Source organism: uncultured Clostridium sp., assembly GCF_963515715.1.
Classification (GTDB): Bacteria; Bacillota; Clostridia; order Clostridiales; family Clostridiaceae; genus Clostridium_AW.
This window is the reverse complement of sequence record NZ_CAUPZS010000003.1, coordinates 129,767-148,371: the sequence shown is the minus strand read 5'-3', so window position 1 is coordinate 148,371 and position 18,605 is coordinate 129,767. Positions and strand designations below refer to the sequence as shown.

General features: G+C 29.5%; 20 protein-coding genes. 16 read left to right on the top strand and 4 right to left on the bottom strand.

Going from position 1 to position 18,605, the window contains the following annotated elements; all coding sequences use genetic code 11:
• Window positions 1-152 precede the first annotated feature (152 nt).
• The 13 genes from RYO54_RS04295 to RYO54_RS04235 all read left to right on the top strand — a co-directional run bounded on the left by RYO54_RS04295 (window position 153) and on the right by RYO54_RS04235 (window position 11,647).
• The gene (locus RYO54_RS04295) at window positions 153-1,157 is read left to right on the top strand and encodes a phosphodiester glycosidase family protein (protein WP_315116103.1); all 1,005 of its coding nucleotides are present in this window, start codon (window positions 153-155) and stop codon (window positions 1,155-1,157) included.
• Between the two features lie 14 nt (window positions 1,158-1,171).
• Window positions 1,172-2,200, top strand: coding sequence for a hypothetical protein (locus RYO54_RS04290; protein ID WP_315116101.1), 1,029 nt, complete (start codon window positions 1,172-1,174; stop codon window positions 2,198-2,200).
• A 116-nt stretch (window positions 2,201-2,316) separates the two neighbouring features.
• Complete coding sequence (locus RYO54_RS04285) at window positions 2,317-2,946, top strand: site-2 protease family protein (RefSeq protein WP_315116204.1); 630 nt, start codon at window positions 2,317-2,319, stop codon at window positions 2,944-2,946.
• Between the two features lie 20 nt (window positions 2,947-2,966).
• On the top strand, window positions 2,967-4,073 hold the full coding sequence (locus tag RYO54_RS04280) for a histidine kinase (protein ID WP_315116100.1): 1,107 nt from the start codon (window positions 2,967-2,969) through the stop codon (window positions 4,071-4,073).
• A 23-nt stretch (window positions 4,074-4,096) separates the two neighbouring features.
• Window positions 4,097-4,726 carry a response regulator transcription factor gene (locus tag RYO54_RS04275; protein WP_315116099.1) on the top strand — a complete coding sequence of 210 codons (630 nt, stop codon included), beginning with the start codon at window positions 4,097-4,099 and terminating at the stop codon, window positions 4,724-4,726.
• Window positions 4,727-4,831: 105 nt separating this feature from the next.
• A complete protein-coding gene (locus RYO54_RS04270) occupies window positions 4,832-5,767 on the top strand; it encodes an ABC transporter ATP-binding protein (RefSeq protein WP_315116097.1) in 936 nt (311 codons plus the stop codon).
• A gap of 11 nt (window positions 5,768-5,778) precedes the next feature.
• On the top strand, window positions 5,779-6,894 hold the full coding sequence (locus RYO54_RS04265) for a SagG family ABC transporter permease subunit (RefSeq protein WP_315116094.1): 1,116 nt from the start codon (window positions 5,779-5,781) through the stop codon (window positions 6,892-6,894).
• Between the two features lie 15 nt (window positions 6,895-6,909).
• Window positions 6,910-8,046, top strand: a complete 1,137-nt coding sequence (locus RYO54_RS04260) for an ABC transporter permease (protein ID WP_315116203.1) — start codon at window positions 6,910-6,912, stop codon at window positions 8,044-8,046.
• Window positions 8,047-8,115: 69 nt separating this feature from the next.
• Window positions 8,116-8,751 (top strand): tRNA (guanosine(46)-N7)-methyltransferase TrmB, encoded by a 636-nt coding sequence (trmB, locus tag RYO54_RS04255; protein ID WP_315116093.1) that lies wholly within the window; start codon window positions 8,116-8,118, stop codon window positions 8,749-8,751.
• A 56-nt stretch (window positions 8,752-8,807) separates the two neighbouring features.
• Window positions 8,808-9,056: a DUF3892 domain-containing protein gene (locus RYO54_RS04250; protein WP_315116092.1), complete on the top strand. Its 249-nt coding sequence runs from the start codon at window positions 8,808-8,810 to the stop codon at window positions 9,054-9,056.
• 105 nt (window positions 9,057-9,161) lie between these two features.
• Window positions 9,162-10,178, top strand: coding sequence for a formimidoylglutamase (gene hutG, locus RYO54_RS04245; RefSeq protein WP_315116090.1), 1,017 nt, complete (start codon window positions 9,162-9,164; stop codon window positions 10,176-10,178).
• A gap of 14 nt (window positions 10,179-10,192) precedes the next feature.
• Window positions 10,193-10,924: an elongation factor P 5-aminopentanone reductase gene (gene ymfI / locus RYO54_RS04240; protein WP_315116088.1), complete on the top strand. Its 732-nt coding sequence runs from the start codon at window positions 10,193-10,195 to the stop codon at window positions 10,922-10,924.
• 63 nt (window positions 10,925-10,987) lie between these two features.
• Window positions 10,988-11,647, top strand: coding sequence for an SIMPL domain-containing protein (locus RYO54_RS04235; RefSeq protein ID WP_315116087.1), 660 nt, complete (start codon window positions 10,988-10,990; stop codon window positions 11,645-11,647).
• Between the two features lie 98 nt (window positions 11,648-11,745).
• On the opposite strand, the gene RYO54_RS04230 is transcribed toward RYO54_RS04235, so the two are convergent.
• From RYO54_RS04230 to RYO54_RS04215, 4 genes are read right to left on the bottom strand one after another with little or no spacing between them, the layout of a single operon-like run.
• Complete coding sequence (locus RYO54_RS04230; protein ID WP_315116085.1) at window positions 11,746-12,408, bottom strand: ABC-2 transporter permease; 663 nt, start codon at window positions 12,406-12,408, stop codon at window positions 11,746-11,748.
• Between the two features lie 23 nt (window positions 12,409-12,431).
• Entirely contained in the window at window positions 12,432-13,079 is a 648-nt protein-coding gene (locus RYO54_RS04225; protein WP_315116083.1) for an ABC-2 transporter permease, read from the bottom strand.
• 14 nt (window positions 13,080-13,093) lie between these two features.
• Window positions 13,094-13,951: an ABC transporter ATP-binding protein gene (locus tag RYO54_RS04220; protein ID WP_315116081.1), complete on the bottom strand. Its 858-nt coding sequence runs from the start codon at window positions 13,949-13,951 to the stop codon at window positions 13,094-13,096.
• A 17-nt stretch (window positions 13,952-13,968) separates the two neighbouring features.
• On the bottom strand, window positions 13,969-14,337 hold the full coding sequence (locus tag RYO54_RS04215) for a GntR family transcriptional regulator (protein WP_315116080.1): 369 nt from the start codon (window positions 14,335-14,337) through the stop codon (window positions 13,969-13,971).
• Window positions 14,338-14,506: 169 nt separating this feature from the next.
• Here RYO54_RS04215 and RYO54_RS04210 point away from each other — a divergent pair, with 169 nt between their 5' ends.
• The 3 genes from RYO54_RS04210 (at window position 14,507) to RYO54_RS04200 (ending at window position 18,581) form a co-directional block, all read left to right on the top strand.
• Window positions 14,507-14,926: a MaoC family dehydratase gene (locus RYO54_RS04210; RefSeq protein WP_315116078.1), complete on the top strand. Its 420-nt coding sequence runs from the start codon at window positions 14,507-14,509 to the stop codon at window positions 14,924-14,926.
• 127 nt (window positions 14,927-15,053) lie between these two features.
• Entirely contained in the window at window positions 15,054-16,757 is a 1,704-nt protein-coding gene (locus tag RYO54_RS04205; protein ID WP_315116076.1) for a sigma 54-interacting transcriptional regulator, read from the top strand.
• A 276-nt stretch (window positions 16,758-17,033) separates the two neighbouring features.
• Complete coding sequence (locus RYO54_RS04200) at window positions 17,034-18,581, top strand: acyl CoA:acetate/3-ketoacid CoA transferase (protein ID WP_315116074.1); 1,548 nt, start codon at window positions 17,034-17,036, stop codon at window positions 18,579-18,581.
• Window positions 18,582-18,605: the final 24 nt, after the last annotated feature.

Genomic DNA, 18,605 nt, shown 5'->3' with positions numbered 1-18,605 from the left:
TGTGTTTTTTTCTATTGTTTATAAAAAATTAATAATTTCATTCCAAATAAATACGTATAAATACAATGATTACTATTTAAAAAAGTACATATTTATTGTACAATGATTATTATATGCTAAATGAAAGGAAAAATGAAAGGAAAGGTTGAAATATGAAGGGAAAGAAAAAAATAAAGAAAAAAAAGAAATTTTCTTTTAAAATATTTCTGTTTTTTCTGATATTTGAGTTTGTATTCACGGGTATTACAGCCCCAATGATATTATTTTATGGACCTTTTAAAAATGTGAGAAAGACAATAGTTGGAGCAGCTATGAGCACCTTAAGCCATCAATATATAGCCACTACTTTTTTATCAGATAAAAAAATAAAACAAATCTTAAGTGAAGATGTTGTAGAGGTTATTGACCAGGGAAAGGGATTAGGAGAAATAAACTTTAAAAATAAGCACGATACCAATATAGAAAGATACGATATAGATGGGAAAAAATTTAAGGGTTATATGTTAGTAGTACATGATCCTACTAGAGTAAAGGTTGGCTATAGTAGTAAATTATCAAAGGAATTAGGAGAACTAACAAGCCAAATAGGTAAAAATAATAATGCTATTGCAGCCATAAATGCCGGAGGTTTTGTTGATCAAAATTCAGATGGAAATTGGACAGGCACAGGAGGACAACCAGTTGGAATAATTATGAACGATGGGAAGATAATTAATAATGTCAGCAACTCAAATGCAAAAGATGATGTAATGGCTATTACTGAAGAAGGCGTATTGTTAGTTGGTAAATATAGTTTAAATGAGCTAAAGGATTTAAATGCAAAAGAAGCTATAACCTTTGGTCCTGCGCTAGTAGTAAATGGACAGCCTACTATAAAATCTGGTGATGGTGGATGGGGAATTGCACCTAGAACTGCCATCGGACAAAGGGAAGATGGAGCTATGCTTTTACTAGTCATAGATGGAAGACAGGTTAGAAGTGTAGGAGCTACCTTAAGAGATGTACAAGATATAATGCTAGAATACGGTGCTCTCAATGCAACTAATTTAGATGGAGGGTCTTCTGCCACAATGTATTATGATGAAGAAGTCATTAATAATCCTTGTAACCCATTAGGTGAAAGAGCTGTACCTTCTGTCATATATGTAACATCTTAGAAGGAGAGGGAAAGATGAAGTCTACAAAGAGGATAATTACTTGGATAATATTTTCATTAATAGTTCAAATAATTGGTTTTGTTTATATTGATAAAATATATCTATCAACAAATACATCAGTTAGATTTAAAAAGGTAGAAAAAAAAGAAAATGATACTAAAAAGGATGTAGAAGTGCCTATACCAGCGGGAGCAGAACATGTTGCCCTATCCTTTGATGGTAAGTATGTAGCATATAATATAGATGGACAATTAAAAGTTATAAATACAAAAGATGGGAAAGAAAAAAAAGTATCCTTTGATGAAGGAGTAGATATATCCTTCTATAAATGGCTTCCGGATAGAAATAGAATATTAATAGGTGAGAAACATAATTCTAATAACAGTAGTGGATTAAAATTATCCTACTATGATGTTGATAGAGAAGAAAGTGGAAAAATAAAGGATTTAACCTGGGCAGATGAAAATTCAGAGGTTGAAGATATACAATATTCTGTTTTTACCAATGTAATATATATAAAGGTTTCTAGAAGTGGAGGAAGAAGTAGTTTTTATTGGATAGATATAAATAAACAACTAAGAAATTTATATTTAAAATCTGATTTCGTTGGGGAAATTGCTATTCTGCACAATGAAGATAAGCTTATTTACGAAGATAAAACTTATAACAGAGTTTATGCCACTGGTATGGAAAATTCTATAAAAATAAAAGATGTAGACAATCCAAAATTACTGGGCGTTGACGATGATGATAATGTTTATATAGGAGCATTAGAAGATAATAAAATATCGAAAATATATTATGGAAAAGTAGAAACACCTACAAGTGAGTGGAAAGTTATGCCTTTAGTACAGCCTGCAAATAGTGAAGATATATTTATTTTAGATGGTGGAAAGATTGTTATAAATGATAATCTAAAAGGCATGGTTAAAGAAATAGCTACAGGGAAGGAATACTCTTATTCTGGTATATTCCTTCAAGTATATGACAATGGTGTTGCATCGATAAAAGATGGTAAACTAATTAAGACATTATTCAAATAAAAACTAAAAACTACTAAGATGGACTTAAGCGTCTAGATCTTAGTAGTTTTGTTTTATAACTTTATGATATAATAATTTTACATTGATATTAAGAGAGGATGATTTTATTAGTGAATATGTTGATATATAAGATACTAACGATTCCAGCCATATTAATTGCATTTACATTTCATGAGTATGCCCACGCTTTTGTGGCTGACAGATTAGGGGATAAAACTCCTAAATTTCAAGGGAGATTAACCTTAAATCCATTAGCCCATATAGATCCACTAGGATTTATTATGGTTATTCTTGCTGGTTTTGGATGGGCAAAACCTGTACAAGTAAATCCAAGGGCATTTAAGAATTATTATAAGGACGATTTAAAGGTTTCAATCGCAGGCCCTTTAGCTAACGTACTAGTTGCTGTGGTAGTTGCTGTTATCCTGTCTATTATGAATAAGTTTTTACCACAATCTTTCTATAATAACTCTGTTATTAATTTATTAATTACTATTTTATATATAACAATACAATTAAATTGTATTTTGGCATTTTTTAATATCATGCCATTACCAGGCTTAGATGGATCTCATGTTTTAAGAGATCTTTTCCCAGCAAAAGCTTATAAAATTTATGAAGCAATGTATCCTTATCAAACTGTAATACTATTACTATTTATAATGATACCATGGATTTCTGGAGTTTTAGTTCACGCTCCTGCTAATGCACTTTATGGTTTTTTAATGAAAATATTTAACATTTAGTTTATAAAAGAAGGATTCATATGGATAAGTGGATAATATTAAATAAGCTTATTATTTTAATTTATTCTTCCCTAAAATACATTACCTTATATGAAGATAGAGATGAATTAACAATATTATTTTTGTTGTTGTACATCGCTATAAGTATGCTTTTGTACATTAGCGAAAACAAAAATACAAAAATAGTTCTTGGAAATGTAATCAGTATATTTTTAATTGTATCCGGGGTATATATAACCCCATTGTTTCTATTTTTATTGCCAATAAACCTTTTTGAACTTATGTATAGAATTTCCGTTGCAAATATATATTTAAATATATCTATCATCGCTACTACTATGATTGTTAGAAAAGATATTAGGATAGAGTATTTATTTATATCTGCGGCTACCTATTTATTTTTTTCCTTACTTATAAAAAGTAAGGAGAGGATAGATGAATTAATGAAGGAAAATGATAATTTAAAACTGTCTTATGATAATATGAGCAGCAAAATTATTAAAAATGCAGAATATGAAAGCCAAATAATATATACTTCCAAGCTGGAAGAAAGAAATAAAATTGCCCAGGAAATACATGACAAAATTGGTCATACACTTTCAGGTAGTATACTTCAACTTCAGGCTTCAAAAATGCTTATGGAAAAAGATAAAGAAAAGAGCATTACCCTTATGGACAACACAATTGCTGTACTAAGTGATGGAATGGAAAGTATAAGAGGTACTCTAAGAAATATAAAACCTCCTTTTGAGCAAGTTGGTATTAATAAAATTAAGCTGTTATTAGAAGAATTTACATCTAAGAGCAATATAAAACATACATTTATGTTTCATGGTGAAATTCAAAATGTAACTTATCAACAATGGAAGGTTATAGAGGAAAATATAAAAGAATGCTTAACAAATACAATAAAGTATTCAAAAGGTAATAAAGTAACTGTGAATTTACAGATTTTCAATAAGATAATTAGAATGGAGATTAAGGATAACGGAGTAGGCAGCTTTAATTTTAGAAAAGGAATGGGTTTAAAAGGTATTGAAGAGAGATGTGGAAACATAGGAGGAAGAGTTATAGTAGATGGCTCAAAGGGTTTTTCTGTAGTAATTATACTTCCTATTGAGGAATAAATTTTGTTTATAGGGGGATTTATATGGCTATTAGGGTTTTAATTGCAGATGATGATTCTTTAATAAGAGAAAGTTTGAAGATAATACTTACCATGTATGATGATATTCAGGTTATTGGAGCGGTGGAAAATGGCTTAGAAGCCTTAGATACATGTATAAAAGAAGAGGTGGATGTAGCACTTTTAGATGTAAGAATGCCAGTTTTAAATGGAGTAGACGGAGTAAAAGAAATAGTTAAAAACACAAATACTAAGTGTTTAATATTGACTACTTTTGATGAAGATGAATATATAGTAAATGGTATAAAGAACGGAGCTAAGGGGTATATACTTAAAAATAATTCTCCAGATAAAATAATAGATGCAATAAGAACTGTTTACAATGGTAATACAGTTTTTCAAGATGTGATAATGAATAAGGTTAAAGAATTAATAGAGGACAAAAAAGAAATAAAACTTGATGAAGAAAATTTTACAGCAAGAGAAATAGAGGTTATAAAGGCTGTGGCAGAAGGTTTATCTAATAAAGAAGTTGCTCAAAAACTATATATATCAGAGGGTACGGTTAAAAATTATATTACGTCTATATTAGATAAAACCGGGTTAGAACACAGAACACAGATAGCTGTTAGTTATTTAAAAGGTAATATATAGTAATATGACTTTTGTCATAAGAAAAAGTGACTTTCCATACTAAAGGAGAAGTCATTTTTTTTATATAATTATATAAGGGGAATAAGGATATGGGGTGATGAATTAATGAATATAATCACTATAGAAAATTTAACTAGAAAGTTTAGAAATTTTACTGCAGTAGATAATGTGAATTTAAAAATAGAAGAGGGAGAGATATATGGACTATTAGGACCTAATGGTGCCGGGAAAAGTACTATAATAAATATAATATGTGGGCTATTAAAACCAAATAGTGGAAAGATAAAAATATTTAATAAAGATATTAATGATGAGAAAAAATTCATAAAGAGTAATATAGGAATAGTTCCCCAAGATATAGCAATATATGAAGATTTAACAGTGTTTGAAAATGTAAAATTTTTTGGAAGCCTTTATGGACTAAGAGGTAGCTATTTGAAAGAAAGCTCTTTAGCTGCTTTGGAATTTGTAGGATTAGGAGATAAAATAAAGAGTTTTCCAAGTGAACTTTCAGGAGGAATGAAAAGGAGATTAAATATAGCCTGTGCGTTAGCTCATAAACCTAAGCTTATAATAATGGATGAGCCAACAGTAGGCATAGATCCTCAATCAAGAAATCATATTCTTCAATCTGTAAAAAAATTGAACAGTCTTGGCTCTACTATAATATATACAAGCCATTACATGGAAGAGATAGAAGAGATATGTAGTAAAATAGCCATAATAGACCACGGTAAGCTAATTGCAGAGGGAAGTAAGGATGAACTAAAATCTCTTGTATGGGATAAACAAAGAATAATAATAACCATTGATTCTCTAAATAGTGTAGATGAAAAGGAAATTAGAAAAATTTCAGGGGTTAATGGAGTAACAATAAAAGATAATAAGGTAGAGATAAGTAGCAATAAAGATATAAATAATATGGAGCAAATAATATTATATTTTACAAAAAATAACTTATCCATACAAAATGTAGAGTCTAATAAGCCTAACTTAGAAACTGTATTTTTAACCCTTACAGGAAGAAAATTAAGGGATTAGGAGAGGGGAGTATGAATTTATTTACGATAGCCCTAAAAGAAATGAAACATAGTTTAAAAGATAAACATTCCATGATTATGATGGTGATATATCCTATAGTTATTATATTGATACTAGGGTATGCTTTATCCGGTTCTTTCAATAATTCAATTACTTTTAAGTACAATAAAATTCTTTATAGCATAGAAGGTAAAAATAATAACTTTAATGAATTTTTAAAAACCATAAAAGATTTAGGCATTGAAAGTGAGCAAATACAGTCTAAAGAAGAAGCATTAAAAAAAGTAGAGAATGGTTCTTATACATGTTATATAGATGTCAATGAAGATAAAGGAGAAATAACTTTTTATAAAAATAAAGTATACAATTTTAAGGGAGACTTAATAGAGACAATACTTCAAAGTTATGTGGAGAGGTATAATGCTATAAGAGAAATATACTTAGAAAACCCTAAAAGCTTAGAGGAAGTATTAAAGGATAATGATTTTAACTATGTACAAGAAAGTAGTATGGAAAATTGGAAAAAGCCTAGGGCTTTAGATTACTACGCAGTTACCATGTTAACTATGATAATAATGTATGGTTCTTTAAAGGGTTCATTTTCTATAGGAGGAGAGTATATTAGAAATACTTTTAATAGAATAATGTGCGCTCCAGTTAGTAAATATGAAATTTTAACTGGTAAGTTATTAGGTAGTATAATAGCCACATTTTCACAAGGGTTAATTGTTATATTGTTTACAAAATATGTGTTTAAAACCTATTGGGGAGAAAACATGACTTTTATTTATATTTTAATATTTTCTCAAGTTATTATGTCTATTTCATTAGGAGTTGGAGTTGCATTTATGACAAATAAAGAGACTTTATCTAGTTCCTTATTAAATATGATAGCTCCTATAATGACATTCTTAGGGGGAGGATATATTCCACTTGAGAGCTATAATAACAAAGCACTTAATATTATATGTAAACTTTCTCCATTGAAGTGGACAAATGATGGGATTTTTAATTATATATATTCTAATAATTATTCAACTGCTTATACTGCAATAATAATAAATTTATGCGTAGCCATATTATTTCTAACTATTTCATCATTAATATATAAAAAGAAGGTGATTTAATTGGATAATATTATAGTGTTATTTACTAATACCTTAAAAAATGTTTTTAGGAAAAAAAGTAGTATAATAATTTATTTTATAATACCCATGCTAAGTTTTGCAGCTTCTTTTTATATTTATAATAGTAGTGCTTCTACTAACTCTATGGTGAATGTAGGTTTGATAAATAAAGACAATCAAGTATTATCTAATGATATGATAGAGTATCTCAAATCTACTAAAAGATTTAAATTTATTACTGGTAGTGAAGATGAATTAAAGGATATGATAGGGGATAGAAAAATAGAATGTATTATGATTATCCCAGAAGATTTTACTAAGAATATATATGAAGAAAACCCTAAAGGTATACACATGTATTCCATAAAAGGAGAACAGGCTACTGCTCTTATAAAGAATTATAATAATATATATATTAAGAATTTGATGGATATAAGCAAAGCTTCAGGAGGGGACAGGAATAAATTTAATAAGCTTTATGATGGATATAAAGATGGAAAGCTTAAAATCAAAGAGGAGATATTAGAGGACAGTTCGCTGAATATAGGTATAACCTATTCTGGTATTGGACTTTTAATAATGTTTATGATGTTTAGCACAGGAAATGTATCTAGATTAATGATAAAAGAGAGAAGAAATAGAACTTATTATAGAATATGCGCATCACCAATTAGCTCTAAAACCTATGTGCTATCCAATGTATTAGCAAATTTATTTATAGTATTTTTTCAAGTAATTATAATATTATTGTTTATTACAAAAGTTATAAAAGTAAATACTTATGTTCCAAATGGTTTAATGATGTTAATTCTGGTAAGTTTTGGACTTTCGGCCATAGGCATAGGTATGGTTGTCATGGCATTTGCCAAGTCTTCCGCCCAAGGGAGTAATTTAACTACACTAATAACTATTCCTACTTCTATGCTAGGTGGATGCTTTTGGGAAACCTCTTTTATGCCTAAGACCTTACAGAGGGTAAGCAACTTCATTCCTCAAAAATGGGCAATTGAAGCTATAGATAAACTACAACATGGAATGGATTTTAAAGAGGTATTTATAAATATTATAATACTTTGGGCTTTTTCCTTAGCTTTATTTCTTATAGCCATATATAAAATGAATGTAGACGATAAAGTTGAAAATTTTGTTTAATTAATATATTTAGTCATGCTATAATAGATGCTGTTAAGTATTATATAGAGTAGAATATGGAGGAATATTATGAGACTTAGGAAAAAATGGTGGGCAAGACCAGAGATGGAATCTTCCGACTTGATAATAACTAATCCAAGGGAGTATAAGGGCAAATGGAGAGAAGAATTTAAAAATGAAAATCCTATACATTTAGAGTTAGGATGCGGAAAAGGAGGATTTATCTCAAGGTTAGGAGATAAATTTAAAGATACAAATTATGTTGCCGTAGACTTAAAAGATGAAATACTGGTATATGCTAAAAGACAGGTTGAAGAATTGGAATTAACCAATGTAAGAATTATACCTTTAAATATAATGTTTATAAGTGAAGTGTTTGAAGAAAATGAAGTAGAAAAAATTTATATAAACTTCTGCAATCCATGGCCTAAAGATAGACATAATAAAAGAAGGCTTACCCATACCAATTTTTTAAATGAGTATAAAAAATTCTTAAAACCTGGCAGTGAAGTTTGGTTTAAAACCGATGATAGAGATCTATTTGATGCTTCACAAGAATATTTTAAAGAGGCAGGATTTAATTTAGAGTATGTAACTTATGATTTGCACAATTCAGGCTTTAAAGAAAATATAATGACAGAATATGAAGCGAAATTTTCCTCAAAAGGAATGAAGATAATGTTTTTGATAGGAAAAGTTAAGTAGTATTTTATTCACCTCCAAGGAAATAATATTATTATAATTTATTTGGAGGTGTTTTTATGTATTTCGATCTTACATTTTCTAATACTATAGTAGGAGTGGTTAGAGGATATAATGGAGATATAACAGCATATAAACTAGATAATGGAGAAACCGTATCTAAAGAACAAGCACTTTATTTATCTAAACAAACGGCAATAAAAGGAGTATCTCCAGAGGTTTCAAAGCTAGGGAAGGAATTTTTAGATAGCTTACCAGATAAAGATAAGGATAGCTATCTTCAAAACTTACCAGTGGTAGAAGATTAATAGAAGACTGAAAAAAGACGGGCTGCTGATATAATTATCAGTAGCCTATAATTTCTTATTATTATATAATCTATATATATATAGCTGAAAATGGGGGAGGATAAAATGTTTGGTAAAAACTATAGAGTGGTAAATGAAGAAATATGGCAGGGAAGAATAGATAGTGAAACTAATTTTGATGCTTTTAGATGGCATCAGTGGGTAGAGTGTGTTGATTTAGATAGAGAGGATTTAACTCCTTTTACATGGAAATTAGGTTTTGCTCTCATAGGTTTTTGTTGTGATGAAGGAGTAAAAAGAAATAAGGGAAGAGCTGGGGCTGCGAAGGGACCAGATAGCATTAGGGAAGAGTTAGCTAATTTACCTTGTTGTTTCAATGAAGAGGTGAAGATCTTTGACATGGGAAATGTATATTGCGAAGATATAACATTAGAAGAAAGTCAAAGTCTACTTTCAAAATGTGTAGATAAAATTTTGGATTTAAATTTATTTCCAATAGTAATGGGAGGAGGACACGAAACCGCCTTTGGAAACTATAGTGGAGTATTAAATAATATTAGAAAAGTTGAGGATAAACCTAAAATCGGTATAATAAATTTTGATGCTCACTTTGACATAAGACCTTACCCAAATGGGGGCAGTTCAGGTACGATGTTTAGACAAATAGCAGATATATGTAATGGGGAAAATCTACCTTATTCATATTTTTGTATTGGAGTTCAAAAGCACAGTAACACTGTAGAGCTTTTTAAAACAGCAGAAAGGCTAGGAGTTCAATATATTTTAGCTAAGGATGTTTTATATAGCGACAATTGGAGTATCCTAGAAAAATTGGGTGAATTTATTAAGCATCAGGATTATATTTATGTAACTATATGTAGTGATGTCTTTTCTTCCGCTTTTGCACCAGGAGTAAGTGCTATTCAGCCTTTAGGGTTAGATCCAGAAAAAGCTTTAATATTTTTAAAATATATTTTAAGATATAATAAGGTAGTGAGTTTCGATATAGCAGAGGTTTCTCCAAGGTTTGATTCAGATAATGTTACTGCAAACTTGGCTGCATCCATAATTTTTACTCTAATTAATACATTAAGCAGAATGAACGATTGTGACATTTACTAAAAGGATGTGTAGAAATGAATAAGGTAGCACTAGTCACAGGTGGATCTAGAGGAATAGGCAAAGGGATAGTCATAGAACTTGCAAAAGCAGGATATTCTGTAATAATTAATTATAGAAAAGATGAAAATTCCGCAAAAGAAACTTTAAATGTAGTTAAGAGCCTAGGCGGATACGGGGAAATTTACAAATGTGATGTAAGTTCCTATAAAGATTCTAAAAAAATGATTGAAGATATGATAAGCAAATTTGGGAAAATAGATATATTGATTAATAATGCAGGAATCTCTAAGGTTGGACTTTTTATAGATTCTAAGGAAGAGGATTGGGATGAAATTATAAATACAAATTTAAAAGGAGTATTTAATTGTTGTCGTAATTCTGTCCCATATATGTTAGAAAAAAAAGAAGGAATTATAATAAACATATCTTCCATGTGGGGAAATGTTGGTGCTTCCTGTGAGGTTATTTATTCAGCATCAAAGGGAGGGGTAAACTCTTTTACTAAGGCACTAGCTAAGGAATTGGGACCTTCTAATATTAGAGTTAATGCCATTTCTCCTGGGGTAATCAACACTGAAATGAATTGCTGGTTATCTGGAGAAGAAAGAAAAAGCCTTGAGGAAGAAATTCCACTATGTAAATTTGGAGAGTGTGAGGATATAGGAAAAGCAGTAGTATTCTTATGTAGCAATTCTTCAAAATATATAACTGGTCAAATAATAACGATAGATGGTGGCATGATATAAACATAAACATATTGAACCTTCTTACATATAATGTAATAATTATATGTTTTGGAGGTTTTTCTTATGGATTATAATAATAATTATTACTCACCGAGGCAGCATAATTTTGAAAAGGGAAGAATGAGATTAAATGGATTAGGGGTTTTAAAAGTTGAGCCAGACATAGCTATTGTAACTATGGGAGTAATAACGGAAGATAAGAATTTAGAAAAAGCTCAAAAGGAGAACGCAATAAGGACTAATAGGGTTATAGAAGGGTTAAAGAGTATAGGGATAAATGAAGAGGACATAAGTACATCCAGTTACAATATAGAACCTCAATATGATTTTGTTGAAGGGAGACAGAAGTTTAGAGGATATAAAGTGTCAAATATTTTAAATGTTAAAGTAAGAGACATTAATAAAGTAGGGGAAGTGGTGGACAAAGCAGTGCAAAGTGGAGCTAACAGTGTTAGCAATATAAAATTTACTGCGGAAAACATAGATTCATACTACAATAAAGCATTGAAGCTAGCCATAACAGATGTGGTGTTAAAGGCTGTAGAAGTAAGCAATACATTAAATGTTCAGCTAAACAGAACACCTGTGAGCATAGTTGAAAAAAGTTTAAGAGAAGTTGGAGAATCCACCATAGACCTAAAGGCTTATTCAGCATCAACTCCAATAGTTCCAGGAGAAATAAATGTAGTAGCCAGGATAGAGGCGGTTTTTTGTTATTATTAAAGGCAATTTTTTAAAAAACATGATATTTAATATTGTTGCCATTGTGGCACATTAAAATACCAATAAATAAAGGCGTGTTAAACTTCACGCCTTTCCTTTTATAAATCTCTATTTTTATATACATTTAAAGATAATAATAATGATATGAACAATGTAGTCAAGGAAAATAGCAAAAATATAGCGAGGAATTTGGCTGGATTAGAGGCCATAATATTTATTATATTTTTCATTATAGGATTATTTTTCTCGATCAATTTTTGTAAAAATCCAGGCAACATTAACCCTCCTAAATATATGACAAAAGGAAAAATCCTAACAACCGCATGTCCAAATTTGAAATATAGTGGGAAGTATACTGAATAAGTTAATAATATGATTGATATACAAATTAACATTATTGCATAATCCGTAAATTCTATTGGTTGAGCAATGAAAAAAACATTAAGTAAGAAAAAAGGAATTAAAAATATAGATATATTCATAATCATTAGTAATAGTGAAGACAAATATTTTGAAATAACTATATTATCTCTGTTTATAGGGAGACTTGCTATTATTAAAGAAGATTGATTTTTTTCTTCATATCCTATTATATATTGAACTGAAAGGTAAACGGTTATGATAATGCCAAGAGTATAAATCGGTAATATTTTATTTGCTCCAGCAAAAATACTTACAATAATCATCAAAATAGAGTAGGGAATAGTTATAAAAGTAATCTTTCTTTGAAGAAGTATATCTTTAATTATTAAATTTAACATAAAATCACCCTTTTATAATATATTTAATCTAGTTCTTTATTAACATAGATTTTCATGCAAAAATACATAGATAGAAGATAAATTACTAATGCCATAATTAAAAGTATATATGTGTTATTAGAAAGAGTTTGTAAAAGATTAGAAAATATATTTATAGTTTCTTTATCGGAAATATTGGATAAAACATTTGCTATTGTAAAGAAGCTAAAGTAAGTTATAAAGGTTACTACTTTACTTTTAATATAGCCAAATTTTGAATATACAGGAAACATAAAGGAAGCTAACAATAATGATGTTATAAAAAGATTAACTATATCCTTTAAGGTGAAAAAATGTATAGTCAAAGGTAAATTCAAAAATTTTGACGCAAACATAAATAATGTCATTATGCTTAAGGCAATTATATTGTAAATTATTACTGAAATATATTTGGAAATTATCAGTTCTTTTCTTGTAATAGGAAGACTATTCAATACAACATGACTTTTATTTCTTTCGTCGTAAGCGTAAGATCCTGTAATGAAAAAGAAAACTATGGTTACTGTTACTAAGCCTAACATTATTCCATTAGGCATGCTTCTAAAAGAATAGGAACATATAAGCAAGTATATCAATATACCAATTAAGCTTCCTTTCTGCACTAATATATCTTTAGCAATTAAATTAAACATTTTAACACCTCTTTTTATTTATTGGCAGTATAAACCATGATGTCTTCTAATGAAGCCCTATCAATAACTACATTTTCGTTGGCAAATAATTTGTGTGTTTTACTTACGTTATCAGTTAAGGCCTCAAATCCAAAGGAAGTTTTTCTAACTTTTATAAATTCTTTTTCTAATTCCCTATCTATAAATTCTTTTGGGCCTTTAACTATAGCATAACTTTCCATTATTTCATCCTTAGGTTTTGAAAAAACTATTTCTCCTTTGTTTATAAAGGTTATATAATCTGCTATTTTCTCAAGATCTGTAGTTATATGAGTTGAGAAAAACACGCTTTTATTCTCATCTTGTATTAAGGCGTATAGTATGTCTAAAATTTCTTGTCTAAAAACAGGATCAAGTCCTGAAGTAGGCTCATCCATAATTATTAAATCCGCATTATGGGATAGGGCTATAGCTAAAGAAAATTTCATTTTCATACCTTTTGAAAGAGCTTTAATTTTCTTTTTAGGATCTAAATCAAAATCCTTAATGTATTTATTATAAGTATTATCATCCCAATATTTATAAAATGGAGATATTATTCTTTTTATCTCATTTATAGTTAAGTGTTCATAATAATAGTTTTCATCGTAAACAAAGCCCATTTTTTCCTTAATTTCTTTTTCATATTTTAAGTTGTCTTTACCAAATATTTTGATTTCCCCAGCATTTTTCTTTATAAGATTCATTATGAGCTTTATAGTTGTACTTTTTCCAGCACCATTTGGTCCTATAAATCCCATAATATATCCTCTTTCTAGATTAAAACTTATATCTTTTAATGCAAAATTTTTATATTCTTTTCTTAAATTATTAATTTCAAGTATATTGTTCATAATAAAATACCTCCTAATTAATCATATAAAATTTTTAAGATCTCTATAATTTCCTTTAGGCTTAGGCCTATTAGTTTACTCTCATCCACAACTTCTGAGAGTTTTTCTTCTATGATCCTCATTCGTTTTTCTTTAAGCAGCTCTTTATTTTGACCTGCAACAAAGGAACCTTTTCCAGGGACAGTTTGTATAAAGCCTTCTTTTTCTAGTTCTTCATAAGCTCTTTTAGTAGTTATAACACTTATTCTCAATCCTTGAGCTAAATTTCTTATGGAGGGAAGGTTATCACCTTCTCTTAACTCACCTGTCAGTATTAAGGATTTTATTTGATTTGTTATTTGCTCATATATTGGCTCCCCGGAAGAATTGGATATTATTATATTCATAGTTACACTCCTTTACTACGAACTGTTTATAACGTATATACTGTATATGTTGTATATATACAGTATATACAAGGCTAAGTTAATTGTCAATAAAAAAATTATAATCATTGGCACATTAATTGCTACTAAATATTATTAAAAGAAAAAATAGTAATTAGGAGGTATTGTTATGATTGGAAAAACAATAGGGGAAATTAATATTGGGGATAAGGCTTCCTTCAGTAAAACCTTAACTGATACTGATGTTTATTTATTTGCAGGAATATCAGGGGACTTAAATCCAGCCCATGTAAATCAAGTGGAAGCTGAAAAGACTATGTTTAAAGGAAGGATATGCCATGGGATGTTGGTATCAAGTTTAATTTCAACAGTTTTGGGCATGTATTTGCCAGGACCAGGCACAATTTATATGAGTCAAGAATTGAGATTTTTAGCTCCTGTCAAAATAGGGGACACTTGTACAGCTATAGCTGAGGTTGTAGACAAGAATGAAGAGAAAAATAGAGTAATATTAAAGACTACAGTTATCAATCAGCATGGAAAAGTTGTTATTGATGGACAAGCAAAAGCTTTAGCGCCAATAAGATAACTAATAAGTAAAAGGCATGTAAAAAATACATGCCTTTTGTAATTTTATAGTGAAATACTGTCACATATTAGTTACAATATCTCTCAAAGATATAAAGATATTATTATGTGAAAAGGGGAGAAATTTTATGATTGATAATCTATTAGAAAATTTACTCGATAATATGGATGTAGGAATGATTGTAGTTAATAATTTAGGAGAAATCTCTATGTTTAATGAAAAAAGTAAAACTATTTTTAACCTAGATGGGAGCAAGAATAAATATTTAAAAGAAATAATACCTTCTTTAAATATAGATGATATGTATGGAATAGATGAATATGTAACAAAAAAATACAATGATAAAATAATAATTAATAATAAAATATTAAATATCCATACCATGCCTGTAAAAAAAGCAAACATTAAAAGTGGATATATGTTATTGATATATGACATAACAGAATCGGAAGAATTAAATAACGATATTAATAAGGAAAGAAGTATGATTAGAATCCTTAATTATACTTTAGAGATGGCATATGACGGCATAATTGTTATAGATAAAAATGGAATTATAACCATGATAAATGAATCATATACAGAATTTTTAGAAATTGAACAGGATTGGGCTATTGGGAGACATGTAACAGAGGTTATAGAAAATACTCGTATGCATATAGTAGCTAAAACCAGAATTCAAGAAACAGCTCAACTTCAAAAGATAAAAGGGAGATATATGATTGCAACAAGAATTCCCGTAATCGAAAATGGCGAATTAGTGGCTGTTATTGGGAAGATTTTATTTAAGAATGTTAAAGAACTTGATTTACTATACAATAAAATAAGAAATATTGAAGATGAATACAAGAAATACAAAGGAGAATTCGAGCATAGTAATAGTGCTTCATATTGTTTTGATAATCTCATAGGAAATAGTAAATCTTTTATGCAGGCAAAAAAATTAGCTAAGAAGTCAGCACAAACAGATTCCAATGTACTTTTAAGAGGTGAGAGTGGTACTGGAAAGGAACTTTTTGCTCATGCTATACATAGGGCTAGCGAAAGAGCCTATGCTAATTTTGTAAAAGTAAATTGTGCAGCCATTCCGATTGATCTATTAGAAGCAGAACTTTTTGGATATGAAGGAGGGTCTTTTACTGGAGCTAGAAAAGAAGGTAAAATGGGAAAATTTGAATTAGCTAATAAAGGAACCATATTTCTTGATGAAATAGGGGATATGCCACTCCACATGCAAGCAAAATTATTAAGAGTATTACAGGAGAAGGAAGTAGAGAGGGTTGGGTCTACAAGAACTAAGAAAATAGACGTGAGAATAATTGCGGCAACAAATAGAAATTTAGAGGGAATGATAAAAGAAGGTAACTTTAGAGAAGATTTATATTATAGATTGAATGTGGTCACAATAAATATACCTCCACTAAGAGAAAGACCTGAAGACATTGAAATATTATCAAATTATTTAACAGAAAAGGTTTCTACAAAATTGAATAAAAAAATTAAAGGACTGTCTAAGGATGCTGTACATTGTCTTATGAACTATAAATGGGATGGTGGAGTAAGACAATTAGAAAATACAATAGAAAGAGCAATAAATCTTGTTGAGTATGGAAATTTAATTGAAGTAAAACACCTTCCTAAAGAGATAAGGGAAAAGAAATATGAGTTTGAAAATATTAGCTTAAATGATATTGTAAATGAAGCTGAAAAAGATGCAATATTAAAGGCTTTAATTGCTTGTAATTGGAATAAATCTATGGTGGCTAAAAAACTAAATATAAGTAGAACTTCTTTATACGAAAAAATTGAAAAACACGGAATTTTCATATAATTAAATAAAATTGTACGTATATCCTTACAATAAAGTTGTCGAAAAAAAGTGTAGTGTAAGTAAATCACTACACTTTTTTTAAATAAAAGGTAGAGAGTGTAAGGAAAATCTTACAATAATTGCAGATAAATTCTGAATTTTATATATATTTAAGTGAGAAAATTGATATTTGCTTAACAAACCCTATAATTTCTAATGAAAATTTTATTTTTAATTAATGGCACGGTTATTGCTGATACATAGTTATAGGAAATTTTATAGGGGAGGGCATAAATTATGATTTCAAAAGTTATAACTGTAAGACAAGCTATAGACATGATTAAAGACGGAGATACTGTAGCCATTGGCGGCTTTGTCGGTTCGTTACATCCAGAGGAGCTAAGTTGTGCTATAGAAAAAAAGTTTATGGAGGAAGGATATCCAAGAGATTTAACCTTAGTTTATGCAGCTGGACAAGGTGATTCAAAAGACAGAGGAATCAACCATTTTGGTCATGAAGGATTGGTTAAAAAAGTAATAGGAGGACACTGGGGACTTGTTCCTAAACTTCAAAAGTTAGCAAATGAAAACAAAATAGAGGCTTATAACTTACCACAAGGAGTTATTGCTCATTTATTCAGAGACATAGCAGCAAGAAAAATAGGGACAATCACCCATGTTGGATTAAAAACTTTTGTAGACCCGAGAATAGAGGGCGGAAAATTAAACGAAGTAACCAAAGAAGATATAGTGAAACTAGTAAATATTGAAGGGCAGGAAAGATTATTATATAAGGCGTTCCCCATTAATGTAGCCTTATTAAAAGGAACTTATGCAGATGAAAAAGGAAATATTAGTATGGAAAAAGAGGCAGTTGTATTAGAATGTGTATCCATAGCACAAGCAGTTAAAAATTCAGGTGGTATAGTAATTGTTCAGGTTGAGAAGGTTGTAAAAAATGGCACATTAGATCCAAAGTTGGTTAAGATTCCAGGTATATGCGTGGATGCTGTAGTTATAGGAAAGGAAGAAAATAATTTTATGACCTTTTCAGAAAAATATAATGCCTCTTACTCAGGAGAAATAAAATTACCATTAGATAATATTCCACCACTACCATTAGATGAAAGAAAGGTAATATCAAGGCGTGCTGCCATGGAGCTTAGTAAAAACTCAATAGTTAATTTAGGCATAGGAATACCAGAGGGAGTATCCATTGTGGCAAATGAGGAAGGCATAGGAGAAACTTTAACTCTAACTGTAGAAGCGGGACCTATAGGAGGAGTGCCAGCAGGAGGATTGAGTTTCGGAGCATCAACAAATGTAGAGGCTATATTAGATCAAGCTAATCAATTTGATTTCTACGATGGAGGAGGAGTGGATTCAGCCTTCTTAGGATTGGCGCAATGTGATAAATATGGAAATATAAATGTAAGTAAATTTGGACCTAAGATACCGGGTTGTGGAGGATTCATAAACATTTCTCAAAATTCAAAGAAGATGGTATTCTGTGGTACCTTTACAGCAGGTGGATTAAAGGTGAAAATCGATGATAAAAAGTTAACAATTGAAAAGGAAGGCAAAGCAAAAAAATTCGTTAACCATGTAGAGCAAATCACTTTTAGTGGGGAATATGCACGAGAAACTAGACAGTCTGTACTGTATATAACTGAAAGAGCAGTATTTAGACTAGAAGAAGATGGATTAACATTAATTGAAATTGCTCCAGGTATGGATTTAGAAAAGGATATATTGAGTCAAATGGATTTTAAACCCATCATATCAAAAGATTTAAAACTGATGGATGAAAGAATATTTTTAGATCAGCCTATGGGCTTAAAATAAAAAACATAAACCTTAAATTAATAA